This is a genomic window from Paenarthrobacter sp. NPDC089675 (assembly GCF_044749185.1).
GTDB lineage: Bacteria > Actinomycetota > Actinomycetes > Actinomycetales > Micrococcaceae > Arthrobacter.
In genome coordinates this window covers 215,547-240,327 of record NZ_JBIVHM010000001.1, presented here as the reverse complement: position 1 = coordinate 240,327, position 24,781 = coordinate 215,547, and the positions used below count along the sequence as shown (strand labels likewise).

Sequence of the window (24,781 nt, the reverse complement as noted above, 5' to 3'; positions counted from 1 at the left end):
TCGTAACAGCCGTGCTAGTTGGCCGGGTAGTTGCGCTCCGGCTCCCCCGTGTAGAGCTGCCGCGGGCGGCCGATCTTGGTCTGGGGGTCGTTGATCATTTCACGCCACTGGGCAATCCAGCCCGGAAGGCGGCCGATGGCGAAGAGAACCGTGAACATCTTCTCCGGGAAGCCCATGGCCTTGTAGATGAGGCCGGTGTAGAAGTCGACGTTCGGGTAAAGCTTGCGCTGGATGAAGTAGTCGTCCGCAAGGGCCTTCTCTTCGAGGCGCATGGCGATGTCCAGCAGTTCGTCGTTGCCGCCGAGCTTGCCAAGGACTTCGTGTGCCGTTGCCTTGATGATTTTGGCGCGGGGATCGTAGTTCTTGTATACACGGTGTCCGAAGCCCATCAGGCGGACGCCGTCTTCCTTGTTCTTGACCTTCTCCATGTAGTCCTCGGGCTTGATGCCCTCGGCCTGAATCTGGCGCAGCATCTTCAGGACGGCCTCGTTGGCGCCGCCGTGGGCGGGACCGAAGAGGGCGTTGATGCCGGCAGAAACAGAAGCGAAGAGGTTCGCGTTGGACGAACCCACCAGGCGAACGGTGGAGGTGGAGCAGTTCTGCTCGTGGTCCGCGTGCAGGATGAGCAGGAGGTCCAGGGCCTTGACCACCACCGGGTCCATTTCGTACTGCTCCGCAGGAAGGCCGAAGCTCAGGCGCAGGAAGTTCTCCACGATGTTCATGGAGTTGTCCGGGTACAGCATGGGCTGGCCGATGGACTTCTTGTGCGCGTAGGCCGCGATGACGGGCAGCTTTGCCATCAGGCGGATGGTGGAAACTTCAACGTGTTCTGCGTTGAACGGGTCCAGCGAGTCCTGGTAGAACGTGGACAGCGCAGAGACAGCGGAGGACAACACGGGCATCGGGTGTGCGTCGCGCGGGAAGCCGCCGAAGAAGCCCTTCAGCTCCTCATGGAGCAGGGTGTGGCGGCGGATGCGCTGATCGAACTCTTCCAGTTCCGTGGGAGTGGGAAGGTTGCCGTAGATCAGCAGGTAGGAAACTTCGAGGAAGCTCGAGTGCTGGGCGAGCTGCTCGATGGGGTATCCGCGGTAGCGCAGGATACCGGCGTCGCCGTCGATGTAGGTGATGGCCGAAGTGGTGGCCGCGGTGTTCATAAAGCCGGGGTCGTAGGCAACGGCGCCTGTCTGCTTCAGCAGCTTGGAAACGTCATAGCCTTCGTTTCCTTCTACAACCTTGATGCGCGGCAGTTCGAGTTCGCCGTTGGCATGGCGCAGGATCGCGCTGGTGGTCTCAGTCATGGAGTCCCCTTCATGAGGCCTCTGGGCCTCTATAGAACTTGTCCAACCAAACTTCTGGTGACGCCGCATTCGGCCCCGCTGTTGCAGGGCTCCAACGGCCGGAGTGCTTTCTTATTGAAGGCCACCATTGATAGTCAGTTAAAAAGCTACCGCCAGTAACCGTCCGGAACTAATCGGTGCCGTACGGTTACTGGCGGAAACACGGGGTTTGTGCTGCAAGTCACAGCATTGTTATGAGGCTGTGTTGAGCCGTTCCACCGCCGCGTCGATGCGCTCGTCGGTTCCGGTCAGGGCCACCCTCACGAAGCCATTGCCGGCGTCGCCATAAAAGACTCCCGGTCCCACCACGATGCCGAGTTCGGCAAAGCGGGCAACGGTATCCCACGTGGCCTCACCGGCCGAAGACCAGAGATAGAGACCCGCCTTGGACTCATGGATCTGCAGGCCGAACCCCTCCAGCGCCGGGACAAGACGCTCGCGCCGGCCCCTGTAAAGGTCCTTCTGCGCGAGCACGTGCGCAGCATCGCCGAGTGCAACGCGCATGGCTTCCTGCACGGGGTAGGGTACGATCATGCCCGCGTGCTTGCGGCTATTCACGAGGTTGGCCATGATCGAGGAGTCCCCCGCAACGAACGCTGCACGGTACCCGGCAAGGTTGGACTGCTTGCTCAATGAGTAAACGCTCAGCAGGCCGTCCGTGGAGCCGCCGGTAACGCGGGGGTCCAGCACGCTGGGGACGGCTTCCCCGCCGCGCTGGGCGTCCCATTCGCCCCAGCCAAGCTCGGCGTAGCACTCATCGGATGCAACTACCGCCCCGAGTTCGCGGGCTTGGGCGACGATTTCCCGCAGCGACTCCACGCTCCGAACGCTTCCCGTGGGGTTGCCCGGGGAGTTGATCCAAACCAACCGCACCTTCGCGCGGGTAGCGGCATCGAGTTCATCCAGGTTGTCCGCAGCCACTGCCGTTGCACCGGCGAGGGTGGCTCCGATGTCGTAGGTCGGGTACGCAACGGTAGGCCGCACCACGACGTCGCCGCTACCCAGGCCAAGGAGGAACGGCAGCCAGGCCACCAACTCTTTTGAACCCACGGTGGGCATGACGTCGCGCGGGTCCAGTCCGGGGACGCCCCGGCGAGCAGCGAACCAGTCCACCACGGCCTGGCGCAGTTGCTCGGTACCGTGCACTGTCGGGTAACCGTGGGCATCCGAAGCAGCAGCCAAAGCGTCACGGATCAGGCCCGGAGTCGGGTCCACGGGAGTACCGATGGAGAGGTTCACTGCCCCGCCCGGGTGCTTGGACGCCGTTGCAACGTACGGCGCCATGGCCTCCCAGGGGTAGTCGGGCAGGTTAAGGCCGAAAGCCGGGGCAGCGGAAATCAAGGGTGCAACCACCCTTAGTGGTCTTGGTTCTGCGGCGGCAGTGCGGCAATGAACGGGTGGTCCTTGCCGGTGTTGCCGATCTTGGCAGCGCCGCCCGGGGAACCAAGGTCGTCAAAGAATTCGACGTTGGCCTTGTAGTAGTCGGCCCACTCCTCCGGGGTGTCATCCTCGTAGTAGATGGCCTCCACCGGGCACACGGGTTCGCAGGCACCACAGTCGACGCATTCGTCGGGGTGGATGTAGAGGGAACGCTCACCTTCGTAAATGCAATCGACAGGGCATTCTTCAATACATGCCTTGTCCTTGACATCCACACACGGCTGCGCGATTACGTACGTCACGTCCCAGACCTCTCAACGGTTGTCCCGGCGATGGCCGGGTTAATACGGCCGGCAACGTGCCGGCACTGAACTTCCAACCTATTATCCAACAGGGCTGCGACGCCAACCTAGCCCGAGACATAGTATGAATCGGTGACTCCCCCAGCCATGCCACCCCGACAGTTCCTCATGACCGCCCAACCCGGGACCCGGGTGGTGGTCCGGTACAGGATGGAGGACGGGCTCACCGACGCTCTTGGCTACCTGCTGGAGTCCAGCGGAACCAGTTGTACAGTGCGCACGCGGACGTCCGACGTCGAAATTCCGCTTGAAAGCGTCATTGCCGCGAAGCAGGTGCCGCCACCGCCGCCGAGGCGGAGTTCCACCGCGCCCGAAGCCGGGCTGCAACCAGGAGCATGACCAGGGTCACTACTGCTATGCCGAAAATCCAGGCGTTACCCACCGTGTCACCGAGGATCAGTACCTTGTCCGGACCGCCCGAGGAGAGTACTCCAACGGCGGCATAAGCGCCAAGGCCGGCTACCGCCGACGGGATGACCGAACGAGACCAGGCGGCAAGCCACAGCTGGACCGAGGCCAGCAACAGCAACGCCGCGCAGACTCCCCACGGAACGTCGACGCCGGCAACCAGCACGGACTGACGATGCAGCGCGGTACCGGCAAGGGCAACAAAAAGAGCCGCCAGCAGGCCCGCGGCAGTGCCGCGGACCGCGCCGGCGGCCCCCTTCTTCATACGCTTTGTCCCAATGTCCGGGGCATTACGCCTTTGCGCGGGCGCGGTTCGCCTTGGCGCGTTCGTTGGAATCCAGGATGACCTTGCGGATACGGATGTCTTCCGGGGTCACCTCAACGCACTCGTCTTCGCGGGCGAATTCGAGGGACTCTTCAAGGGTGAGCTCGCGCGGCGGCGTGAGGTTCTCGAAGGAGTCGGAAGAAGCTGCACGCATGTTGGTGAGCTTCTTTTCCTTGGTGATGTTGACGTCCATGTCGTCGGCGCGGGAGTTCTCGCCAACAATCATGCCTTCGTAAACCTCGGACGTGGGCTTCACGAAGAAGGAACCGCGCTCCTGGAGGTTGATCATGGCGAAAGGCGTCACAACACCGGCGCGGTCGGCAACCATCGAACCGTTGGTGCGGTATTCGATGGGGCCGGCCCACGGCTCGTAGCCTTCGGAGATGGAGGCTGCGATACCGGCGCCACGTGTGTCCGTGAGGAACCGGGTGCGGAAACCGATCAGGCCACGGGCAGGAACAATGAATTCCATGCGGCACCAGCCGGTACCGTGGTTGGCCATGTTGGTCATACGGCCCTTGCGGGCAGCCATCAACTGGGTGACGGCACCGAGGTACTCTTCCGGAACGTCGATGGTCATGTGTTCCATCGGCTCGTGAAGCTTGCCATCGATGGTCCTGGTGACTACCTGCGGCTTGCCCACAGTCAGTTCGAAGCCTTCACGGCGCATCTGCTCGACGAGGATGGCCAGCGCGAGCTCGCCACGGCCCTGGACTTCCCAGGCGTCCGGACGCTCGGTGGGCAGAACCTTGATGGAGACGTTACCGATCAGTTCCTTGTCCAGGCGGTCCTTCACCTGGCGGGCCGTGACCTTGGCGCCTTTGACCTTGCCGGCCAGCGGCGAGGTGTTGACACCGATGGTCATGGAGATCGCAGGGTCATCCACGGTGATCAGCGGGAGCGGCTGCGGGTTCTCTACGTCCGTCAGAGTTTCACCAATGGTGATGTCCTCGATACCGGCAACAGCCACGATCTCACCCGGTCCGGCGGACTCTGCCGGAACGCGCTCGAGAGCCTTGGTGGCCAGGAGTTCGGTGATCTTGACGGTCTTCAGCTCACCGTTCTGGCGGGCCCAGGCAACCTGCTGGCCCTTGCGCAGCGTGCCGTTGTAGATGCGGAGCAGGGCAAGGCGGCCGAGGAACGGCGAAGCGTCCAGGTTGGTCACGTGTGCCTGCAGCACGCCGTCCGGGTTGTACGTCGGAGCCGGGATGTGCTCAATGATGGTCTTGAACAGCGGCTCAAGGTCCTCGTTCTCCGGGGCAGAGCCGTTGGCCGGCTGCTCCAGTGAAGCGCGGCCAACCTTGGCTGCCGCGTAGACAACGGGAACCTCAAGGACCTTGTCCAGGTCCAGGTCCGGAACTTCGTCCGCGAGGTCGGAGGCGAGGCCGAGGAGGAGGTCCATGGACTCGTGGACGACCTCGTCGATGCGGGCGTCAGGGCGGTCGGTCTTGTTGACCAGCAGGATCACCGGCAGGTGCGCGGCGAGGGCCTTGCGGAGCACGAAGCGGGTTTGGGGAAGGGGACCTTCCGAGGAGTCCACCAGGAGGACAACGCCGTCGACCATGGACAGGCCGCGCTCCACCTCGCCACCGAAGTCGGCGTGGCCGGGAGTGTCGATGACGTTGATGGTGATGGTCTCGCCGTTGGAGGACGGGCCGTTGTAGGCAACCGTGGTGTTCTTGGCGAGGATGGTGATGCCCTTTTCGCGCTCCAGGTCACCGGAGTCCATCACACGGTCCTCAACCTCGCCGTGGGCGGCGAAGGAGTTGGTCTGCTTGAGCATGGCGTCGACCAGGGTGGTCTTGCCGTGGTCAACGTGTGCGACGATCGCGACGTTGCGCAGATCGCTCCGCGACGCAGTGTTAACGGTAGTTTCAGACATGCGTTTATGACTCGTTTCAGTGGTGAAGTCAGCTGTTTTCATCCGCGCGCATACCTGATCTTCCTGACCGGAACACACAACGAAAAGACCCCGGGACACAGGGCACCTATGGCTATTCTAAACGCACCAGCATTAGAGCTCCCAAAAAGCAAGAGCCGGAGCCTTCCAAAGTGGCCGTACTCACACTTCCGCAGTGTTTGCTAAATGTTCAATCAAGATGCTGGATTTTCCCGCTCCGATGCCCCATGATATCTGCAGGAACCAGTGCCCTTCGGAGAACATCGATGCGAAAAGCTTCGGCCGTGTTCCGCTTGTTCGCACCGTTGATCGCCGTGGGCGTTCTGTCGGTAGGCTGCGGAACAAACACGCCAACCCCCACCATTTCATCAGGCTCACCTGCCCCCGTGGCAGCTGCTACTGCTGCGGCCCAAAAACCGCAGGGCCTGCCTTCAGCATCGCCCACTCCGGATTTGCCGGTGGGCTCCCTCTACAGGAACCCGGTCAACAACCGCAACGAAATTATCCTGGCCGACGTCCGGCACACGGCCGTGCTCATCGGCGACTCGCAATCGCAGCCCAAGGATTCCTGGCCGCAGCGCGGCATCGCCGCGCTCGGTTACAAGCTCTACGTGGCGGGCATGGGCGGAACCGGCTTCGTGGCCTCCACCTCCAAGACGGGCAACTACATCGATGCGCTGCAGCGCGGCGACTGGGTGCTGCCCTACGGAACGCCGCCGCTGATCGTCCTCCAGGGCGGAGGCAACGATGCCGCGCAAAAGGCCTCCGACGACCAGATCACCAGCAACGCCGAGCGTCTCCTCGCCGTGCTCAAGAAGCGTTATCCCGGTTCACGGATGGCCATGATCGGCACCCTGGCCAAGGGTGCCGCCAACGGTGGCGGCCGACGGACCGAGGTTGATGCGCTCCTTGGCAGGATCGCCGCCAAGAACAACGTCCCCTTCGTCAGTGCCGGCGATTGGTTGACCCGGTACGACGCCGTGAAAGACCTCCAGGACGGCGTGCACATGAAGCCCTCCGGACACGAGAAGCTGGGCAGCGTATTGGCCGGCGAGCTCGCCTCGCTGGGTCTGACGGCGAAACCTGACACTGAATAGCACATTCGTTGCGGGGCCCGCTCTGCGCCCTTTCAGTCGTGGGAAGCGCGCATAGCGGGCCCCGCAGCAGTTAACGGCAAGAGCCGGTGGTTCCCTCTTCGGGGACCACCGGCTCTTCGCTTTAGAGCACTTGCCGTGAAGTACGACGGCGGGTTATGCCACCGCCGGGGGCAGCAACAGGGAACCGCCAGGGATGGCATCCAGGAGGGCCTGGGTGTAGTCCTGCTTCGGGTTCTCGAACACCTCATCCGTGGTACCGGTTTCGACGAGCTGGCCCTTCTCCATGACGCAGACGTTGTCTGCGATCTGCCGCACCACCGCGAGGTCGTGCGTGATGAACAGGTACGTCAGCCCAAGGTTGTCCTGCAGCTCGGCCAGCAGGTTCAGCACCTGGGCCTGCACCAAAACGTCCAAGGCGGACACTGCCTCATCACAGATGATGACTTCAGGATCCAGGGCGAGCGCACGGGCAATGGCGATGCGCTGGCGCTGGCCGCCTGAAAGCTCGTTCGGGTACCTCTGCATGGTGGTTTGCGGCAAGGCAACCTGGTCCAGCAGTTCGCGGACCTTCTTCTCCCGGCTCGCCGCATTGCCGATCTTGTGGATCCGCAACGGCTCCTCGATGGTACGGAAGATGTTGTACATCGGATCCAGCGAACCGTACGGGTCCTGGAAGATCGGCTGCACCCGCCTGCGGAATTTGAAGAGCTCCTTGCCTTTCAGGCCGGCAGTGTCCACGCCGTCGAAGATGATCTGGCCCTCGGTGGGGCTCTCCAACTGAAGGACCATCTTTGCAACCGTGGACTTGCCCGAACCGGACTCGCCAACAATCGCGGTGGTGGTGCCACGCTTGACGTCGAAGCTCACGCCGTCGACGGCGGCAAAGTCCGTGGCCTGGCCCAGCCCCTGGCGGAGCTTGTAGACCTTGCGGAGGTCGCGGATCTGGAGGACATCGTCCTTTGCACGGAGTTCGCCGGCCGCGGTGGGTGCCAGCAGGTCTCCCGCCTCGACGCCCTGCTCCTTGGCCACCTGGATGCGGCGCGAGGCCAACGACGGAGCCGACTCCACCAGGCGCTTGGTGTACGGGTGCTGCGGGTTGCGGAGCAGTTCAAGGGAAGGCCCGGCCTCAACCACGTTGCCCTGGTACATCACAACCACCTTGTCGGCGCGCTCTGCGGCCAAGCCGAGATCGTGCGTGATGAGCAGCACGGACGTGCCCAGCTCGGTGGTCATCTTGTCCAGGTGGTCGAGGATCTTCCGCTGCACGGTAACGTCCAGGGCCGATGTGGGCTCATCGGCAATCAGCAGCTTTGGCTGACAACTGAGGCCGATCGCGATCAAGGCACGCTGACGCATACCACCGGAGAACTCGTGCGGATACTGCTTGGCTCGCCGGGCAGCATCGGGAAGACCCGCTTCCGCCAGCGCCCGCGCAACATCTTCCGGACCGTCCGGGCGGCCGTTGGCCTTGAGGGTTTCCCTGACCTGGTACCCGATTTTCCACACCGGGTTCAGGTTGGACATGGGGTCCTGCGGGACCATGCCGATGTGGCTGCCGCGGAGTTCGATCATCCGCTTCTCCGGCGCATGGGCGATGTCCTCGCCGTCGAGCAGGATCTGTCCCGCCGAGACGCGCCCGTTGTTCGGCAACAGACCGATGGCGGCCAGCGCCGTCGTCGACTTTCCCGAACCGGACTCCCCCACAATGGCGACGGTCTCGCCGGGCATGATGCTGAGGTGGGCGTTCTTGACGGCCTTCACTTCACCGGAGCCGGTCTTGAAGGTGATGGCCAGGTCCTTGATTTCGAGGATGGGCCGCACCGTTGCCGAGGTTTCATCGATCCTGATGTTGGCAGAAGTCATGTTCGCCTCCTTAGCGCTGACGGCTCTTGGGATCAAGAGCATCGCGTACGGCGTCGCCAAGCATGATGAAGCTCAGGACGGTGATGGACAGGGCCGCAGCCGGGTAAAGCAGGATGCCCGGGTTGGTGCGGATGGACGCATTGGCTGCGGAGATGTCATTGCCCCAGGACATGACGCTGGTCGGAAGCCCCACGCCCAGGAAGGACAACGTGGCTTCCAGCACGATGAAGACGCCGAGCTCGAGCGTTGCGAGCACAATGACCGGTGCCAGCGCGTTGGGCAGCGCGTGCTTGACCAGCGCACCGAATTTGGAGACGCCCAGTGAGCGCGCCGCAGTCACGAAGTCTGCATTGCGGACTTCGATGACGGCACCTCGCGTGATTCGGGCCATTTGCGGCCAGGCCAGCAGGGAGATCGTCAACACCACGGTCCAGACGCTGCGGTTCTCACGGAACAGCGGCAGCTGGGTGATGACCAAAGCACCGAGGATGATCGGCAGTGCAAAGAAGATGTCGCCGAGACGTGCCAGGACGGCATCCAGCCAGCCGCCGTAGTAACCGGCCAGCGCCCCAAGGGTGACGCCGATGATGATGACGCACAGGACGGAGAGGATGCCCACTGAGAGCGAAGCCTGCGTACCGTGGATCACGCGGGAGTAGACGTCGCAGCCCTGGAGGGTGAAGCCCATGGGATGACCGGCGGTGGGGCCGGCTTCCGAGTTGGCCAACTGGCAGTCGCTGTTCGGAGCCACGCTGGTAAACAGGCCCGGGAAGAGTGCAACGGTCGCCAGCAGAAGGATGAGCAGCGCGGAGACGATGAACAACGGACGACGCCGCAGCTTCCGCCACGCATCCGCCCAAAGGCTCAGGGGTGCCTGTTCCGTCTTGACTGTGTCGGTCGCTTGAAGCGGCGTCTCTTCGACGGGAGCAACGAAGTGTTCGGTGTTACTGGTCATAGCGGATCCTTGGGTCAAGCCAGGCGTACAGGAGGTCAACCAGGAGGTTGGTGACAACGAAGACGAGGACAAGGACGCTCACGATCGCGACGACGGTGGGACCCTCGCTGCGCTGGATGGCCTGGAACAGCTTGTTGCCGACTCCGGGGACGTTGAAGATGCCTTCAGTGACAATCGCGCCACCCATGAGGCCGCCAAGGTTGGCGCCGAGGTAGGTCACCACGGGGATCAACGAGTTCCTGAGGATGTGGGCCATGACAACGCGGGGGCGGGAAAGACCCTTTGCCGTCGCCGTCCGGACATAGTCCGCATTCATGTTCTCGCTGACGGATGCGCGGGTAAGGCGAAGGACGTAGGCGAAAGACACCAGTCCCAGTACCACTGCCGGCAGGATCAGGTTGCCCCAATCGGCATTGGCGCCGACAGTCGGTTTGGCCCAGCCGAGCTGGACGCCGAAGACCAACTGGAAAACGAAGCCGAGCACGAACGTCGGTACGGCGATCACGATGAGCGAAGCCACCAGGACGGTGGAGTCGAAGAGCTTGCCCTTGCGCAGGCCGGCGAAAACGCCGAATGCGATACCGAAGACGGCCTGGATAATGAGGGCTTCGATGGCCAGCATGGCGGTCACCGGGAAAGCCCGGGCGAGGGCCGCCGCGATGGGCTGCTGGGTGAAGTCAACGCCGAGGTTGAAGGTGAAGAGGTTCTTCAGGAAGATCCCGTACTGCACCCAGAACGGCTGGTCGAGGTTGTACTGGGCCCGGAGGGCGTCGATGACGCTCTGCGGGGGCTGGCGTTCGCCGAAGAGAGCTGCAATGGGGTCGCCGGGAAGTGCGAACACCATGTAGTAGACAAGGAGTGTGGTTCCCAGGAAGACGGGAATCACCTGGAGGAGCCTACGCAAAATGTAGCGGACCACGGTTCACCCCCCTTTCTCTGGACGGGTGTTGGTGTGTCATGTTTGCCTTCCTGCCGGGGCAAGCAATTGGGGGCCCGGCGCCATGGCCGGGCCCCCAATGCCTCACGGCAAGTTCAGATCCTGAGGATTACTTGGCCTCGATGTTGTAGTAGAGGATGCCGCCGTTCCAGCCGGTCTCGGCCTTCACAACGTTGTTGCTCCACACGATCGGACGGTTCTGGTACCACAGCGGCAGGCCGGGCAGGTCCTTGAAGAGGACCTCCTGTGCCTTGTTGAACTTGGCGTTGGCTTCTTCAGGCGTCTTCGATGCCAGGCCATCCTTGAGGAGCTTGTCGAACTCGGGGTTCGAGTACTTCTCGTAGTTGGAAGAAGCGTTGGTTGCCCACACCGGGCCGAGGAAGTTGTAGAGCGACGGGTAGTCACCCTGCCAGCCGGCACGGGTCAGGCCCGGGAGGGACTGGGACTTGCGCAGGTTCAGCACCTCAGCGAACTTCGCGAACGGCTGGATTTCAGCCTGGATGCCGAGGTTGTTCTTGAAACCGTTGGCTACGGCGTCGATCCATTCCTTGTTGCCGCCGTCGGTGTTCGATGCGATCTGGAGGGGCTTGGAAGCGTCGTACGGCTTGATCTTTTCAGCCTGTGCCCACAGGTCCTTGGCCTTCTGGACGTCGAACTTCAGGACGTCGCTGCCCGGGATGTTGTTGTTGTAGCCATCCAGCACGGGAGCCGTGAACTCGGTGGCCGGGGTGCGGGTGCCGTTGAAGATCACCTTGGTGATCTCGTCGCGGTTGATGGCGTGGGACAGTGCCTGGCGGCGCAGGTTGCCGGCTTCACCCTGGAAGTTCGGGTTGTAACCCGGGATGTTCAGGGTGGAGTTGTTGGCCACCGGCTTGGTGGAGTTACGGTCCTGGAAGTCAGTGGTGTAGGTCTTCAGGGCGTTGGACGGCAGGACGTCGGTGACGTCAAGGTTGTCTGCCTGGAGGTCGGTGTATGCCGGGCCCGGATCGGTGTAGAACTTGAAGGTCACGCCGCCGTTCTTGGCAGCACGCGGACCGCTGTAATCAGCGTTCTTGACCAGGGAGATGGACTGGTCGTGGACCCAGGCGCCATCCTTTTCGAACTTGTACGGGCCGTTGCCTACCGGGTTCTCGCCGAACTTCTTGGGATCCTTCAATGCCTCGGAAGGCAGCGGGTAGAAGGCGGAGTAACCAAGACGCAGGGACCAGTCGGCCTCAGGCTGGGCGAGCTTGACCGTAATGGTCTGGTCGTCCTTGGCAGCCAGGCCGGACATCGTCTGGGCCTTGGGGGCTGGGGTGGAGGTCTTCTTGCCGTCAGCACCCGTGGTCTCGTTGACGGCGCTGACATCGGCATAGCCTTCGATGGACTCGAAGAAGAAGCCGTTGTTCTGGAGGTTGGTGCTCAGCGCAGCGAAGTTCCAGGAATCAACGAACGTCTTGGCCGTGATGGGCTCGCCGTTGGTGAACTTCGCACCGGACTTGACCTTGATGGTCCAGTTCTGCGAGTCCGTGGTGTCGATGGACTCGGCCAGAGCGTTGACCGGCTTGCCGTTGGCGTCGTAGGAACGAAGGCCTTCGAACAACAGTTCGACAACGCGGCCGCCGTACACCTCATTGGTGTTTGCCGGGAGCAGCGGGTTCTGGGGTTCGTTGCTGTATGCGGTGATGACCTTGTTCGGGTCGCCTGCGGCAGAGCTGTTCGAGTTGCTGCCGGAGCCGCCGCCGCAACCGGTCATGGCGAGGGCGACGATCGCCGCTACGCCTAGAGCTTTGGAAGTGCGCGAGAAACGCATTCCGCCTCCTATGAGTTGTGGAGTTGGGCAGGGGAAGTACGAAATTCCCCGGGCGCGGGCACAGATTCCTACTGTGACGTTGCCTACATGTGAGTGTAAGCCTACCCACATTGCGTCCGGATGTTGGAACAAACTGGCCAAACTGTAACCGTTCCGCAACCTCTCCTTGCCTAATCTGGCGGGAATTTCAAGTCAAACCCTACTGGGTGGTAGCATTCGCTGTCTGACAGCAGGACAGGCGGCGTTTTGGGCAAAAAGAACCCCGGCCCTGCTGATCGTGTCAGCTGGACCGGGGCTTGTTTGGCTCTCGGAGATTTAGACGTTGAAGCGGAACTCCACCACGTCGCCGTCGGCCATGACGTATTCCTTGCCTTCGATGCGGACCTTGCCGCGCGACTTGGCCTCGGCCATGGAACCGGCCTCGACGAGGTCATCGAAAGAGACAACTTCAGCCTTGATGAAGCCCCGCTGGAAGTCGGAGTGGATCACGCCGGCGGCCTGCGGCGCGGTGTCGCCTTGGCGGATGGTCCAGGCCCGGGTTTCCTTCGGACCGGCCGTGAGGTAGGTCTGCAGCCCGAGTGTGTGGAACCCAACCCGTGCCAACTGGTCCAGGCCGGATTCAGTTTGGCCGTTCATTTCCAGCATTTCGCGGGCTTCTTCCTCGTCCAGTTCCACGAGGTCGGCTTCGAGCTTGGCGTCGAGGAAGACGGCGTCCGCGGGAGCAACGAGTTCACGCAGTTCGTCCTGCTTGGCTGGATCGCCAAGAATGCCTTCGTCGGCGTTGAAGACATAGATGAACGGCTTGGCAGTGAGGAGGCCCAACTCCTTGAGGTGCGCCATCTCCAGCTTGTCGCTCTTGATCGACGAGAAGATGGTGTCGCCGCGTTCCAGCACGGCTTGCGCGGCCTTGATGGCCGACAGTTCGGCAGCATCGCGCTTCTTGATCTTGACTTCTTTTTCGATGCGTGGAATGGCGTTCTCAATGGTCTGGAGGTCCGCCAGGATCAGCTCGGTGTTGATGGTTTCCATGTCCGAGCGCGGATCGACCTTGCCGTCAACGTGGACGACGTCGGGGTCGTCGAATACGCGGACAACCTGGGCTATGGCCTCGGCTTCGCGGATGTTGGCCAGGAACTTGTTGCCCAGGCCTTCGCCTTCCGAGGCACCCTTGACGATGCCGGCGATGTCCACGAAGGACACTGGAGCAGGCAGCAGCCGCTGTGAACCGAAGATTTCCGCCAGCTTGGCCAAGCGCGGATCCGGGAGGTTCACGACGCCGACATTCGGTTCGATCGTTGCGAACGGATAGTTCGCAGCGAGCACCTGGTTGCGGGTCAGTGCGTTGAAGAGGGTTGATTTGCCGACGTTGGGCAGTCCGACGATGCCAATAGTAAGAGCCACGAGCATTGATTCTACCCGGTGGCCCGGCCCGCTCCATTTCCTGGTCCGCCCTGCGCCGGACCTCACGGCCTGCCTTGCCCCAAAATTGTCCTACCCCTGTGACAGGGTTGTTCCATGGATGGATTTGGAGTGGTTTTGGCCCTGCTGATGCTGTTGATCGGCGCTGCACTGGGGCTCGGTATTTCGTACGTTGTCTTCCAACGGCGGGGCACTGGTTTGGAAGCGGATTTCGACGCCGTTTCAGCACGGCTTTCCGAGGTGACGGCGCAGTTCGCAGCCGCCGACGCCGAACGGCGCCTGCTGTTCGCCCAGAACCGGGAGCTGAGCGAGGCCAGGAACTCGGACGGCAGCGTACTGCGGGCTTTGGCGCCCGTTGCCGAGAAACTCACGGCGGTCCAGCAGCAGGTTTCGATCCTGGAGCGTGACCGGGTGGAGCAATACGGCCAGTTGGCCCAGCAACTTCAGGACGCCCGCCTGTCCGATGAACAGCTCCTCCGTTCCACCCACGCCCTGGCGTCGGCCCTTCGTTCCAACAGCGCCCGTGGCCAGTGGGGCGAAGTTCAGCTCCGCCGGGTGGTGGAAGCCTCCGGGATGCTTCGCCACGTTGACTTCCACGAGCAGGTCCACTCCGGCCGAAACGAAAGCACCATGCGTCCGGACCTGGTGGTCCAATTGCCCGGCGGAAAACAACTGGTAGTTGACGCGAAGGTGCCCTTGGCGTCCTATCTTGCAGCCCAAGAGCAACTCCACGGCGAAGGCTCCCTCGGGGAATCAGTCACTGCAACCGCCAGCCAGGATTCCAAGACGCTCCTCACCCAGCATGCCAAAGCCCTGAAGGCCCACATCGACGCTCTTGCGGCAAAGAAGTACTGGGATATCCCCGGCAACTCCCCCGAGCTGGTGATCTGCTTCCTTCCCGCGGAGTCCATCCTGGCCTCGGCCCTGGAGGCGGATCCCGCATTGCTGGAGCACGCCCTGTCCAGGAATGTAGTCCTCGCCTCGCCTGGCACGTTGCTGGCTGTGCTGAAGTCCGTGGCTTTCACCTGGCGCCAGGATGTGCTTACGGACAGCGCCCATGAACTGTTCGAGCTCGCCAAGCAGTTGTACGAGCGCATGGGAACGCTGGGCGAGAACGTGGGCAAGCTGGGAAGTTCGTTGAAGACCTCCGTGGACCGCTACAACGCGCTGGTCGGGACCCTCGAGGCCCGCGTTCTTCCCACTGCGAGGAAACTCAACACCATGGACGACGCCGGACTGACTGCGCCGCCCGCTGTCGAGGCGGTGCCCCGGTCCCTCGCTGCACCCGAACTCCTGGCACTGGAGCCCCAAGAGCCCGAGGATCGCGAATCCGCGGCCTGAGCACGCCAAAACGGCCCGGCCGGTCTCACTGAGACCGGCCGGGCCGTTTTGCTTGTCAAAGAAACCAGGGTCCGCGGAGAACCCGGTTCGAACGGAGTGCTAGGAGGTGGGCCGGTTTCCACGTCCACCCAGCGCACGGCTGACGTCGCCAGCCTGCTTGAGCGTGGCCCTCAACTCCTTGGGAAGGGAGAACAACAGATCTTCCTCGGCCGTGACCACTTCCTGGACCTCGCCGTAACCGTAGTCCGCCAGGAGCCGCAACACGTCTTGGACCAGGACCTCGGGTACGGATGCACCGGACGTTACGCCAACGGTGGCCACACCCTCAAACCAACTTTCGTCCACCTCGTTGGCGAAGTCCACGCGGTACGACTTTCGGGCACCGTATTCAAGGGCCACTTCCACAAGCCGGACAGAGTTCGAGGAGTTTGCCGAACCGACGACGATGACCAGATCAGCCTGCGGAGCGATCTTCTTGATGGCTACTTGGCGATTGGTGGTGGCGTAGCAAATATCGTCGCTGGGCGGGTCCTGGAGGGTGGGGAACCTCTCCTTGAGCATGCGGACGGTCTCCATGGTCTCGTCAACGCTCAGGGTTGTCTGGGAAAGCCAGATGGTCTTTTCCGGGTTCCGGACGGTCACCTTTCCAACCTCATGCGGACCATTAATGATCTGGATGTGGTCCGGAGCTTCGCCGGCGGTGCCTTCCACTTCCTCATGGCCGTCGTGGCCGATCAGCAGGATGTCGTAGTCTTCCTTCGCAAAGCGGACTGCTTCGCGGTGGACTTTGGTGACCAGCGGGCAGGTGGCGTCGATGGTACGGAGGCCGCGGTCCTCAGCGGATTGCACCACGGCCGGGGAAACACCGTGGGCGGAGAAGATGACCAACGCGCCCTCAGGCACCTCGTCGGTCTCATCAACGAAGATGGCGCCCTTCTCCTCCAGGGAGCTGACAACGTGCACGTTATGCACGATCTGCTTCCGGACGTAGACCGGAGGACCGTAGTGCTCCAGCGCCTTCTCAACGGCAATAACTGCCCGGTCCACGCCCGCGCAGTATCCTCGCGGCGCGGCAAGCAGGACCTTCTTGGTGCCGGTCACCGGAGCAGCAGCCAAGACCTCTTCAGGCGATCGGCGTCTGCGGGGCACCGTGGGCATCGGAATGGAGACTGCTGTGCTGGTCATCCTTCAATGTTACCGGCCAGTGCCGAGGCGGTCCGCAGAACGTGACCGGCCTCTCCCGGTGAGCAGCCATGCAACAATTCCAACGGCAAGCAACGCCAGGGCCACCCAGATGTCCACCGTGATCCACTCACCAAATCCTGCCTTGGCCGAGGCGAGGAACTCGTTCTTGAACAGGTCAGCCACACTGTTACCGCTCGACACGTTCCCCACGGCACCAACGGCGAAGTCCGTCGTCGTGGTCCACAACGCGGCCAGCGCCAAACCTCCGAGGCCAAGGAAAACCAAGACGGACGGCCGACGCCGTGCGGCGGTGAGGGCAAGCAGGGCAGCTGCCGCCGCGCCAAGGGCAGCTACCCACCAAAGGGGCGCAAACGCAGCAACCCGTTCAACGAGCTGCCGCTGGGAAGCCTGTCCCAGCGTGACCACACTTTGTTGCGGCACGTCCAGCCTGACCCCTGTGGACGACGCGAAGTGGTCCCGGATCAGCCTGACCAGCGGTGCTATGTCCAGGAGAAGGCCCGTGGGCGTGCCTGCTTCCTCCTTCTGGTCAGTGCCGAAATTCAGCCTGTGGCTGTTCCTGACTGTTTCTTCCCAGGCCTGCGGATAGTCGCTCCACGACTGCATGCCCGACGCCGCATTCTTCAAGGCTTCGGCAGCGAGGTTGCGTACCGGCTCAGGCAGCTGCACGGACGATTCGAAGGTTCCCACAGCCGCCGCGGCGAGCCTGTTCTGGAAGTCGGGGTCCTTGCCCAGTGCACCTGCCATCCGTACAAAGCCGTCCTCCTTGACCACGTGCGCGTCAACCCAGGCGGCGGGCACGGCAACGGCGGTAAGCAACAGGGCAAGGATCACGCCAACGGCTGAAACAAAAGTACGCAAGGACATCCTCGGGGCTGGTCGGGCAGTCCCAACCATCCTAGAACTGTCCACATGGGCGGAAAAATGTCGGACTCCGCTGCTAAAGCTATGGATAGAGTTGGAAGGCGGCCCGACAACCGGCGGCCCGTGAAGCTAGCGAGGACAAACACATGCAGGAAGAAGCCCGGGCCACCGATGTCAGCTGAAGCCAGATCGGAATCCACCCTGCCCGGGACCGCCGCTGAGACGAGCCCGGAGAACCCCTGGCCGCTTCAACTGCTGTCCCGCAAGCTCAAGGCCCACATCGAGCGTGCTCCTGCGGCCTGGATCGAAGGCCAGGTCATCGAAATGAACCGACGGGGCGGCAATGCCTTCCTCACCCTGCGGGATATCGATGCAGAGATCTCCTTGCCGGCTTCCGTGTGGTCCACAGTCCTGGACCGCCAAAAGACTCCCTTGGAGCGCGGCTCTCGCGTGGTCGCACTGGTGAAAGCCGATTTCTGGGTCAAGACCGGACGATTGAACATGTCGGTCAAAGACATCCGGCCGGTTGGCCTCGGCGACCTGCTCGCAAGAATCGAGCGCCTCCGCCAAGCACTGGCGGCCGAAGGACTGTTCGCGGACTCGCGGAAGCGGAAACTGCCTCTCCTCCCCCACAGGATCGGTCTCATCACCGGACGGGATTCGGATGCCAAGAAGGACGTACTCCGCAATGCGGCCTTGCGCTGGCCGGCGGTCGAATTCGATGTCCGCGAGGTCGCCGTCCAAGGCAACACCGCCGTATCGCAGATTATCGGGGCACTCAGGAAGCTGGATGCCGATCCGCACGTGGACGTCATCGTCCTGGCCCGCGGAGGCGGCGCCCTCGAAGACCTCCTGCCCTTCAGTAACGAAGAGCTGATCAGGGCTGTCGCGGCCGCCACCACCCCTGTGGTGAGCGCCATCGGGCACGAGGCTGACAGGCCGATCCTGGATGACGTCGCCGATCTGCGGGCCTCCACCCCGACAGATGCAGCCAAGAGGATCGTTCCGGACGTCACCGAAGAGCTGGCTGCGGTCCGTCAGGCGCGCGAGCACCTCCGGCGTTCCATCAGCCGCATGGTGGACAGGGAGACGGACCGGCTCCACGCTTTGAGGTCCAGGCCCGTGTTGGCCGCACCCGAAACCTTGGTGGCGGTGCGCTCCGAGGACATCGACAGGCTGCAACAAAGATCCCACTCGGCCGTGAGCACGGCCGTGGTGCGAGCCTTGGACCAAGTGCATCACCTGCGTGCCCAGGTCCGCGCGCTCTCGCCGCAGAAGACATTGGACCGGGGCTACGCGGTGGTCCAAATCGTCGGCGAGGACCATGCGGGCCATACGGTCGTCAGCAGTCCGGAGCAGACGCCCGAGGGAACCGCCCTCGCCGTCCGGGTTGCGGAGGGTAGTTTCCGCGCAACCTCCACCGGCCAAGGACGCATATCCGAACGGTAAGCCCTGAAACGCCGCGAAACCGACACCCGGCCGAAGCGGCCGCGACAATTGCCAAAGGAAGACCATGACTGAAAACGCTGTCCCTGAAACAGATCCCCTTGACGCCCTGAGCTACGAGGAAGCACGCGAGCAACTGGTGGCCATCGTGGGCCGCCTCGAAGCCGGCGGGGCCAGCCTGGAAGAATCGCTCGCCCTCTGGGAACGCGGCGAGGCTTTGGCCAAGCGCTGTGAGGACTGGCTCGAAGGTGCCCGCAAACGCCTGGCCACGGCACGCGAGGCGAGCAACGATTCGGGCACGGAGTAGTTGCCGGCCTGCCTACGACCAACGGCTGGATGCAGCCGACGTCCTGACATAACCCGTCAGGACTGGACCACCAGGGCACGCTCGGCAGCAACATCGAACTCCGCTTTTGGCCACGCCAGCGACATTCCCCGCAGCGCCTCGAGGAGAAGCTCCTGGACGGCGATCCGGGCATACCATTTCTTGTTCGCCGGAACCACGTGCCACGGGGCGATCTCCGTTGACGTCTTCTCGAAGGCTATGTTGTAAGCCTCCATGTAGTCGTCCCAAAACGCCCGCTCGGTGAGGTCTCCCCGGCTGTACTTCCAGTGCTTGCTTGGATCGTCCAGACGGGCCAGAAGCCTCTTCTTCTGCTCATCCTTGCTGATGTTGAGCATGACCTTGACGATCGTGGTTCCTTGCTCCGCCAGCCGGGACTCGAATTCGTTGATGGCCTCATAGCGCCGTTCCAGTTCGTCGGCGTCGGCCCAGCCGTGGACCCGATGGATCAAAACGTCCTCATAGTGGGAGCGATCGAAGACCCCCACCATGCCTGCGGCGGGGACCTGTTTCTCGATCCGCCAGAGGAAATCGTGGGCTTTCTCTTCTTCCGTGGGAGCCTTAAAGGCCGTCAAATGCACGCCCTGCGGATCCATTGCTCCCACGACATGGCTGACAGCGCCACCTTTGCCGGCGGTATCCATTGCTTGGAGGATCAAGAGCAGCCGCTTGTTGCTTCCGAACTTTCCCCCGGCGAAGAGCTGCTCCTGCAGTTCAGCCAACCTGTCGTCCTGGGCTGCAAGCAGGGATTTGCCGTCGGTTTTCGCGCCCGGATATCCGGGGGTGGATTCGGGATCGACACTTGCGAGTGAGAATCCCGAATCCACTCTCAGGGCTTCTGCCGGACTCTTGGTGAACTCAACTGGACGAGCCATGGCTTGCCTTCCTGCCGGGCAGCGCCCCCGTGGCGCGGCATGAATCTCAGGCTAGTTGCCTGGATACCTCGACAGGAAGTCCGCCATACGCCCAATTGCTTCTTCGATGTCCTTCACATTGGGCAGCGTGACCATACGGAAGTGGTCCGGACGTACCCAGTTGAAGGCGCGTCCGTGGGAGACGAGGATCTTCTGCTCCTTCAGGAGATCCAGGACGAACTTCTCGTCGTCCCTGATGTGGTAAACCTCAGGGTCCAGCTTGGGGAAGAGGTAGAGCGCACCACGTGCCTGTTGGGTGCTGACCCCGGGGATGGCGTTGAGCAGATCGTAAGCCTTGTTCCGCTGCTCCAGAAGCCGGCCCCCGGGAAGGATGAGGTCGTTGATGCTTTGGTATCCGCCAAGTGCCGTTTGGATGGCGTGCTGGGCAGGAACGTTCGCACAAAGGCGCATGTTGGCCAGCAGGTTGATGCCTTCCAGGTAGTCCGCGGCATCCTTCTTTGGTCCGGAGATGGCCATCCAGCCTGCGCGGTAGCCACAAACGCGGTAAGCCTTGGATAAGCCGCTGAACGTCAGGCACAGCACGTCATCCCCGGTCAGCCCGGCGAGATTTACGTGGACGGCGTCTTCGTAGAGGATCTTCTCGTAGATCTCATCGGCAAAAAGTACCAGCCCATGCTTTTCGGCGAGGGCAACGATCTTCTTCAGAGTCTCTTCCGGGTAGACCGCTCCGGTGGGGTTGTTCGGGTTGATGACCACGATTCCCTTGGTGCGCGGGGTGATCTTGGCTTCCATATCCTCGAGATCCGGCTGCCAGCCCGACTCCTCGTCGGAGAGGTAGTGCACAGGACGTCCGCCGGCCAGCGATACCGATGCCGTCCACAGGGGGTAGTCCGGGGTGGGGATGAGGACCTCGTCACCGTCCTCCAGCAAAGCCATGAGGGACATGGTGATCAGTTCGCTGACTCCATTGCCCAAGTAGATGTCATCAACGTGGATGTTCTGGATGCCGCGGGTTTGGTAGTACTGCGAGACGGCGGTCCTGGCGGAAAAAATTCCGCGCGAATCGCTGTAGCCCTGGGCGTTGGGGAGGTGGCGGATCATGTCCACCAAAATGGCGTCAGGCGCTTCAAAACCAAAAGGTGCGGGGTTTCCGATGTTCAGTTTGAGGATCCTGTGGCCCTCCGCCTCCATCTGCTGGGCGGCCTGAAGAATCGGTCCACGGATGTCGTAGAGGACATTATGAAGCTTGGTGGACTGCTTGAAATTCGCCATCCCTCAAATATGCCACAGCGGTCATGGACTTCCGCTGAGACGTCCCTCACAGAACAAACGACGGCGGTGTCGGACCCGCGAGGGTCAGTCACCGCCGTCGTACGGGGTTTGGTCAAGCGCTACTTGACGATGCCCTTGTCCTTAAGCCAAGCGGCGGCAGCGTCCTTGGCACTTTGCTTCTGGTCGCCGCTGACGGAGCGGTTGAGGTTGATGAGATCCTCCGTGGTCAGGATCTTGGAAACGTTGTTAAGCGCCTCCTTGGCCTTGTCCGTCATCTTGGACTTGTTGTAGAGGGGCAGGACCTGCTGGGCCTTGAAGTTGTTCTTGGGGTCTTCGAGGACCACGAGATCGTTGTCCACGATGGACGGCGTGGTGGTGTAGATGTCAGCCACCTGCACCTTGTCCTGCAACAGGGCCTGCAGGGTGAGGTTGCCACCGCCGTCGCTGAACGGCTGAAGGCCCTTGAGCTCGCAGTTGTAGTTCTTCTTCAGGCCCGGGAAACCATAGGAACGTGTTTCGAAGGTGGCCGGAGCCGCCATGGTGAAGTCCTTGCAGACCTTGGCCAGGTCCTCAATGGACTTCAGCTGGTACTTCTGGGCAGTGGCCTTGGTGACCACCATGGCGTCCTTGTCCTCTGCTTTGGCGGCGTCCAGAACCCCCAGGCCCTCAGGAAGCTTCCCTGGGAGTGCCTTGTATACGTCATCGGCCGAAACCTCAGTGGCGTCGGCATTCAGGTAGGAGAGGAGGTTGCCCGAATAGTCGGGCACGAGGTCAACGGAGCCGTCCTGGACTGCCTTGAAGTAGATTTCGCGTGAGCCGATGTTGGGCTTGGTGCTGGCCGTGACCCCTGCGGCGTTGAGGGCGCCGGCATAGATCTCGCCGATCACCTGGCTTTCGGGGAAGTCGGCCGAGCCCACTACCAAAGGACCGCTCGCGCCGCCGGACCCGCCGGCTGCCGAGCTTGACGGTGTGGCCAGAGGACTGCCACCGCAGGCGCTCAGTGCCAAGGCCACACCGAGGCCGGCTGCCAGGCCACCGAGACCACGGCGCGTAAGGGTCATGGGGACGGGGTTTTTCATGGTGTACCTCCTTGAACGGCAGCCCCGGCGGGAGCTGTGGTTTTGGAACCGTCCGACGCCTTCCGGCGACGGCGTGAATCTGGTGCGAGGCCGGGCGAGAGGACCAGCCTCTGCACCGCGGCGAGTATAAGGTCGACGGCGATGGCCAAGGCCGCGATCAACAGGGAACCACCCAGCATCCGCGGGAAGTCCTGAAGGACCAGGCCATCGAACAGGTAGCGGCCCAAACCGCCCAACGGCAGGTAGGCCACCACGGACACGGTGGCAATGACTTGAAGCACGGCGGTCCTGATGCCGCCAAACATCACCTGCAGGCCGTTGGGCAGCTCCACACGGAAAAGGATCTGAAGTTCGGTCATCCCCACAGCGCGGGCACCGTCCACAACAGCAGGGTCGACGCTTGAAATGCCTGCATAAGTTCCGGCCAGCAGAGGTGGGACGGTCAGGATGACCAGGGCCCACACAGGAGGCATCAAGCCACTGCCTGCCAGCAGGGCGAAAAGAACCAGAAGGCCCAGGGTGGGAAGGGCCCGCAAGGCGCCGGCCACGGCCACGGCAATTACCTTGCCCCGGCCGGTATGGCCGATGAACAGCCCCAGGGGCACAGCTATGACGGCGGCGATAATGAGGACCAACCCGCTGTACTGAAGGTGCTCCAACAGCCGGGTGGGAATGCCACCGCTGCCGGACCAGTGTTTGGGATCGGCCAACCAGGCGAACGTATCGGTGAAGACATTGCTCATGCGGACGCCCCCGGATCCGGCCTCAGTGCAGCGGCAGGCCCTGCCTTGGGTTCTGTCAGCACCACGGCGGCATCATCGCGGCCACTACCGCCCGCTGCCCGGGTCCATGGAGTCAGGAGCCGCTCAAGAACCACCAGCACCGCATCCATGAGCAGGGCAAGGACAAGGATGGCGAGGATGCCTACCACCACCTCGGTCACGAACGTGCGTTGCAAGCCATCGGTGAAGAGGATGCCCAAATTGCCGACACCCAGGAGTGCCGCGACGCTGACCAGCGAAATGTTGCTGACCGAGACCACGCGCAACCCCGCAAACATCACCGGAAGGGAAAGCGGAAGGTCCACTTGGAAGAACCTGGCCAACGGTTTGAAGCCCATGGCTATGGCGGCGTTGCGGAGATCGTTGTCCACCGAGTCGAAGGCGTCCATGGCTGCCCGGACCAGCAAGGCCACGGCGTAAATGGTCAGCGCGACCACAACGTTGAGCGGATCCAGGATACGGGTTCCCAGAATCGTGGGAAGAATGATGAAGAGCGCCAGGGAGGGAATGGTGTAAAGGAGGGAGGTGACCGTGGCCAGCACCGACCGCAGTGTACGGTTGCGGCGGGCAAGTTGGGCCAGCGGCACCGAAATCAACAATCCCAGGACCATGGGGATGACGGCGAGGAGCAGATGCTGTCCCGCCAGGCCCAAGACCATGCCGCTGTTCGCCAGGAACCACTCCATCAGGTGGCGTCCTCCCTGTTGCGGCGGACTTCCTCGATGAGGGCCAGGACTTCGTGCGCCTTGAGGACCCCGGCAACCCGTCCGTCGTCGTCAACTGCGACGCCGAGCCCCGACGGAGAGGACAACGCCGCATCAAGCGCGCGGCGGAGCGTGTCGCCCTTCCGGAACAGGGATCCGCCAGGGATGATTCCGGCCCCGTCGCGCGGCGACGACCAGCCGAGAGGCCGGGAATCGGCATCGACCACCAGTGCCCACTCCCCCGATTCACGGCCGGCGTGGTGACCGTCAACAGCGCTTACGGTGGCCACCGGGTGGAGTTGGACGGAGTCGGCGGCGTTGAAGGCCAAATGCCGGAATCCTCGGTCTCGGCCTACGAACGACGCGACGAAATCGTTGGCCGGAGCACGAAGGATTTCTTCCGGTGCCGCATACTGGGCGAGCTTGCCGCCCACCGCGAAAACAGCCACCTTGTCGCCCAAAACGGTGGCCTCGTCGATATCGTGCGTCACGAACACGATGGTCTTTGCCAGTTCGCGCTGCAGCCGGAGCAGTTCCCGTTGCAATTCGTCGCGCACCACGGGATCCACCGCGCTGAAAGGCTCGTCCATGAGCAGGACGGGCGGATCGGCGGCGAGCGCGCGGGCGACGCCCACGCGCTGCTGCTGACCTCCGGACAACTGAGACGGATACCGTTTGCCGAGCGCCGAAGCCAGCCCAACGACGTCGAGCAATTCCGCCGCGCGTTTTCGCGCAGCCGCTTTGGGGACGCCGTTGAGCCGCGGAACCGTGGCGATGTTGTCCAGGACTGACCGGTGCGGGAGCAGGCCCGCCGACTGCATGACGTAACCCATGGAACGCCGGAGCTGGGCGGCCGGAACCTGGGAGACGTCCTTGCCGTCCACAGTAATGGTGCCCTCGCTGGGTTCCACCATGCGGTTTATCATGCGCAGCGACGTTGTTTTACCGCAGCCCGAGGGACCGACGAAGACGGTGATCGCGCCTTTGTCGATGGACATGCTCAGGGCGTCAACCGCGGGCTGTCCCCCTTGGTACCGCTTGGTCACGCTCTGGAACTCAATCATGGCTTCGGCCATACCTGGGCTTACCTATCTGTA

At 62.7% G+C, this 24,781-nt stretch carries 22 protein-coding genes; 4 read left to right on the top strand and 18 right to left on the bottom strand.

The genetic code is table 11. The features are described 5' to 3' along the window. Nucleotides 1-14: 14 nt before the first annotated feature. The 5 genes from ACIPY2_RS01185 to typA all read right to left on the bottom strand — a co-directional run bounded on the left by ACIPY2_RS01185 (nt 15) and on the right by typA (nt 5,694). Complete coding sequence (locus tag ACIPY2_RS01185; protein ID WP_400264568.1) at nt 15-1,298, bottom strand: citrate synthase; 1,284 nt, start codon at nt 1,296-1,298, stop codon at nt 15-17. A 231-nt stretch (nt 1,299-1,529) separates the two neighbouring features. Beyond that, the gene (gene dapC, locus ACIPY2_RS01180; RefSeq protein WP_400265085.1) at nt 1,530-2,678 is read right to left on the bottom strand and encodes a succinyldiaminopimelate transaminase; all 1,149 of its coding nucleotides are present in this window, start codon (nt 2,676-2,678) and stop codon (nt 1,530-1,532) included. 14 nt (nt 2,679-2,692) lie between these two features. Continuing rightward, nucleotides 2,693-3,019: a ferredoxin gene (gene fdxA / locus ACIPY2_RS01175; RefSeq protein ID WP_018776555.1), complete on the bottom strand. Its 327-nt coding sequence runs from the start codon at nt 3,017-3,019 to the stop codon at nt 2,693-2,695. Between the two features lie 316 nt (nt 3,020-3,335). Beyond that, nucleotides 3,336-3,752: a hypothetical protein gene (locus ACIPY2_RS01170; protein ID WP_400264567.1), complete on the bottom strand. Its 417-nt coding sequence runs from the start codon at nt 3,750-3,752 to the stop codon at nt 3,336-3,338. 25 nt (nt 3,753-3,777) lie between these two features. Further along, nucleotides 3,778-5,694 carry a translational GTPase TypA gene (typA, locus tag ACIPY2_RS01165; RefSeq protein ID WP_400264566.1) on the bottom strand — a complete coding sequence of 639 codons (1,917 nt, stop codon included), beginning with the start codon at nt 5,692-5,694 and terminating at the stop codon, nt 3,778-3,780. Nucleotides 5,695-6,098: 404 nt separating this feature from the next. Here typA and ACIPY2_RS01160 point away from each other — a divergent pair, with 404 nt between their 5' ends. After that, nucleotides 6,099-6,809: an SGNH/GDSL hydrolase family protein gene (locus tag ACIPY2_RS01160; RefSeq protein ID WP_400264565.1), complete on the top strand. Its 711-nt coding sequence runs from the start codon at nt 6,099-6,101 to the stop codon at nt 6,807-6,809. Between the two features lie 153 nt (nt 6,810-6,962). Here the strand turns inward: ACIPY2_RS01160 and ACIPY2_RS01155 are convergent, their stop codons facing one another. The 5 genes from ACIPY2_RS01155 to ychF all read right to left on the bottom strand — a co-directional run bounded on the left by ACIPY2_RS01155 (nt 6,963) and on the right by ychF (nt 13,757). Then, nucleotides 6,963-8,672 (bottom strand): dipeptide ABC transporter ATP-binding protein, encoded by a 1,710-nt coding sequence (locus ACIPY2_RS01155; RefSeq protein ID WP_400264564.1) that lies wholly within the window; start codon nt 8,670-8,672, stop codon nt 6,963-6,965. Nucleotides 8,673-8,682: 10 nt separating this feature from the next. Further along, on the bottom strand, nt 8,683-9,627 hold the full coding sequence (locus ACIPY2_RS01150) for an ABC transporter permease (RefSeq protein ID WP_400264563.1): 945 nt from the start codon (nt 9,625-9,627) through the stop codon (nt 8,683-8,685). Further along, on the bottom strand, nt 9,617-10,546 hold the full coding sequence (locus ACIPY2_RS01145) for an ABC transporter permease (RefSeq protein WP_400264562.1): 930 nt from the start codon (nt 10,544-10,546) through the stop codon (nt 9,617-9,619). The genes ACIPY2_RS01150 and ACIPY2_RS01145 overlap by 11 nt, the downstream gene beginning before the upstream one ends. Before the next feature lie 127 nt (nt 10,547-10,673). Next, nucleotides 10,674-12,356: an ABC transporter substrate-binding protein gene (locus tag ACIPY2_RS01140; protein ID WP_400264561.1), complete on the bottom strand. Its 1,683-nt coding sequence runs from the start codon at nt 12,354-12,356 to the stop codon at nt 10,674-10,676. Between the two features lie 315 nt (nt 12,357-12,671). Continuing rightward, entirely contained in the window at nt 12,672-13,757 is a 1,086-nt protein-coding gene (gene ychF / locus ACIPY2_RS01135; RefSeq protein ID WP_400264560.1) for a redox-regulated ATPase YchF, read from the bottom strand. Nucleotides 13,758-13,871: 114 nt separating this feature from the next. On the opposite strand from ychF, the gene ACIPY2_RS01130 reads away from it, so the two are divergent. Continuing rightward, on the top strand, nt 13,872-15,116 hold the full coding sequence (locus tag ACIPY2_RS01130; RefSeq protein WP_400264559.1) for a DNA recombination protein RmuC: 1,245 nt from the start codon (nt 13,872-13,874) through the stop codon (nt 15,114-15,116). 99 nt (nt 15,117-15,215) lie between these two features. Here the strand turns inward: ACIPY2_RS01130 and ACIPY2_RS01125 are convergent, their stop codons facing one another. Both ACIPY2_RS01125 and ACIPY2_RS01120 read right to left on the bottom strand, forming a co-directional pair. Next, nucleotides 15,216-16,301, bottom strand: a complete 1,086-nt coding sequence (locus tag ACIPY2_RS01125; protein WP_400264558.1) for a 4-hydroxy-3-methylbut-2-enyl diphosphate reductase — start codon at nt 16,299-16,301, stop codon at nt 15,216-15,218. 9 nt (nt 16,302-16,310) lie between these two features. Then, the gene (locus ACIPY2_RS01120) at nt 16,311-17,186 is read right to left on the bottom strand and encodes a hypothetical protein (protein WP_400264557.1); all 876 of its coding nucleotides are present in this window, start codon (nt 17,184-17,186) and stop codon (nt 16,311-16,313) included. Nucleotides 17,187-17,354: 168 nt separating this feature from the next. Between ACIPY2_RS01120 and xseA the strand changes: the two genes are divergently transcribed. After that, nucleotides 17,355-18,632 carry an exodeoxyribonuclease VII large subunit gene (gene xseA / locus ACIPY2_RS01115; RefSeq protein WP_400264556.1) on the top strand — a complete coding sequence of 426 codons (1,278 nt, stop codon included), beginning with the start codon at nt 17,355-17,357 and terminating at the stop codon, nt 18,630-18,632. A 64-nt stretch (nt 18,633-18,696) separates the two neighbouring features. Further along, a complete protein-coding gene (locus ACIPY2_RS01110) occupies nt 18,697-18,936 on the top strand; it encodes an exodeoxyribonuclease VII small subunit (RefSeq protein WP_400264555.1) in 240 nt (79 codons plus the stop codon). A 56-nt stretch (nt 18,937-18,992) separates the two neighbouring features. Here ACIPY2_RS01110 and ACIPY2_RS01105 read toward each other — a convergent pair whose 3' ends face one another. The 6 genes from ACIPY2_RS01105 to ACIPY2_RS01080 form a co-directional block, all read right to left on the bottom strand. After that, entirely contained in the window at nt 18,993-19,847 is an 855-nt protein-coding gene (locus ACIPY2_RS01105; RefSeq protein ID WP_400264554.1) for a polyphosphate kinase 2 family protein, read from the bottom strand. A 51-nt stretch (nt 19,848-19,898) separates the two neighbouring features. Further along, a complete protein-coding gene (locus ACIPY2_RS01100; RefSeq protein ID WP_400264553.1) occupies nt 19,899-21,119 on the bottom strand; it encodes a pyridoxal phosphate-dependent aminotransferase in 1,221 nt (406 codons plus the stop codon). 119 nt (nt 21,120-21,238) lie between these two features. Then, nucleotides 21,239-22,198, bottom strand: coding sequence for an ABC transporter substrate-binding protein (locus ACIPY2_RS01095; protein ID WP_400264552.1), 960 nt, complete (start codon nt 22,196-22,198; stop codon nt 21,239-21,241). Beyond that, entirely contained in the window at nt 22,195-22,941 is a 747-nt protein-coding gene (locus tag ACIPY2_RS01090; RefSeq protein ID WP_400264551.1) for an ABC transporter permease, read from the bottom strand. Before ACIPY2_RS01090 ends, ACIPY2_RS01095 begins: the two co-directional genes overlap by 4 nt. Further along, nucleotides 22,938-23,666 carry an ABC transporter permease gene (locus ACIPY2_RS01085; RefSeq protein ID WP_400264550.1) on the bottom strand — a complete coding sequence of 243 codons (729 nt, stop codon included), beginning with the start codon at nt 23,664-23,666 and terminating at the stop codon, nt 22,938-22,940. The genes ACIPY2_RS01090 and ACIPY2_RS01085 overlap by 4 nt, the downstream gene beginning before the upstream one ends. Beyond that, nucleotides 23,666-24,760 (bottom strand): ABC transporter ATP-binding protein, encoded by a 1,095-nt coding sequence (locus ACIPY2_RS01080; protein ID WP_400264549.1) that lies wholly within the window; start codon nt 24,758-24,760, stop codon nt 23,666-23,668. Before ACIPY2_RS01080 ends, ACIPY2_RS01085 begins: the two co-directional genes overlap by 1 nt. Between the last annotated feature and the right edge of the window lie 21 nt (nt 24,761-24,781).

Excerpts from the sequence above, each read along its gene's own strand:
- ACIPY2_RS01080 (WP_400264549.1), bottom strand. The coding sequence starts at position 24,760 with ATGGCCGAAGCCATGATTGAGTTCCAGAGCGTGACCAAGCGGTACCAA.
- ACIPY2_RS01155 (WP_400264564.1), bottom strand. The coding sequence starts at position 8,672 with ATGACTTCTGCCAACATCAGGATCGATGAAACCTCGGCAACGGTGCGG.
- ACIPY2_RS01170 (WP_400264567.1), bottom strand. The coding sequence starts at position 3,752 with ATGAAGAAGGGGGCCGCCGGCGCGGTCCGCGGCACTGCCGCGGGCCTG.
- ACIPY2_RS01110 (WP_400264555.1), top strand. The coding sequence starts at position 18,697 with ATGACTGAAAACGCTGTCCCTGAAACAGATCCCCTTGACGCCCTGAGC.
- ACIPY2_RS01090 (WP_400264551.1), bottom strand. The coding sequence starts at position 22,941 with ATGAGCAATGTCTTCACCGATACGTTCGCCTGGTTGGCCGATCCCAAA.
- ACIPY2_RS01150 (WP_400264563.1), bottom strand. The coding sequence starts at position 9,627 with ATGACCAGTAACACCGAACACTTCGTTGCTCCCGTCGAAGAGACGCCG.
- ACIPY2_RS01095 (WP_400264552.1), bottom strand. The coding sequence starts at position 22,198 with ATGAAAAACCCCGTCCCCATGACCCTTACGCGCCGTGGTCTCGGTGGC.
- ACIPY2_RS01085 (WP_400264550.1), bottom strand. The coding sequence starts at position 23,666 with ATGGAGTGGTTCCTGGCGAACAGCGGCATGGTCTTGGGCCTGGCGGGA.
- ACIPY2_RS01100 (WP_400264553.1), bottom strand. The coding sequence starts at position 21,119 with ATGGCGAATTTCAAGCAGTCCACCAAGCTTCATAATGTCCTCTACGAC.
- ACIPY2_RS01120 (WP_400264557.1), bottom strand. The coding sequence starts at position 17,186 with ATGTCCTTGCGTACTTTTGTTTCAGCCGTTGGCGTGATCCTTGCCCTG.
- ACIPY2_RS01130 (WP_400264559.1), top strand. The coding sequence starts at position 13,872 with ATGGATGGATTTGGAGTGGTTTTGGCCCTGCTGATGCTGTTGATCGGC.
- ACIPY2_RS01125 (WP_400264558.1), bottom strand. The coding sequence starts at position 16,301 with ATGACCAGCACAGCAGTCTCCATTCCGATGCCCACGGTGCCCCGCAGA.
- typA (WP_400264566.1), bottom strand. The coding sequence starts at position 5,694 with ATGTCTGAAACTACCGTTAACACTGCGTCGCGGAGCGATCTGCGCAAC.
- ACIPY2_RS01105 (WP_400264554.1), bottom strand. The coding sequence starts at position 19,847 with ATGGCTCGTCCAGTTGAGTTCACCAAGAGTCCGGCAGAAGCCCTGAGA.
- ACIPY2_RS01140 (WP_400264561.1), bottom strand. The coding sequence starts at position 12,356 with ATGCGTTTCTCGCGCACTTCCAAAGCTCTAGGCGTAGCGGCGATCGTC.
- xseA (WP_400264556.1), top strand. The coding sequence starts at position 17,355 with ATGTCAGCTGAAGCCAGATCGGAATCCACCCTGCCCGGGACCGCCGCT.
- ACIPY2_RS01185 (WP_400264568.1), bottom strand. The coding sequence starts at position 1,298 with ATGACTGAGACCACCAGCGCGATCCTGCGCCATGCCAACGGCGAACTC.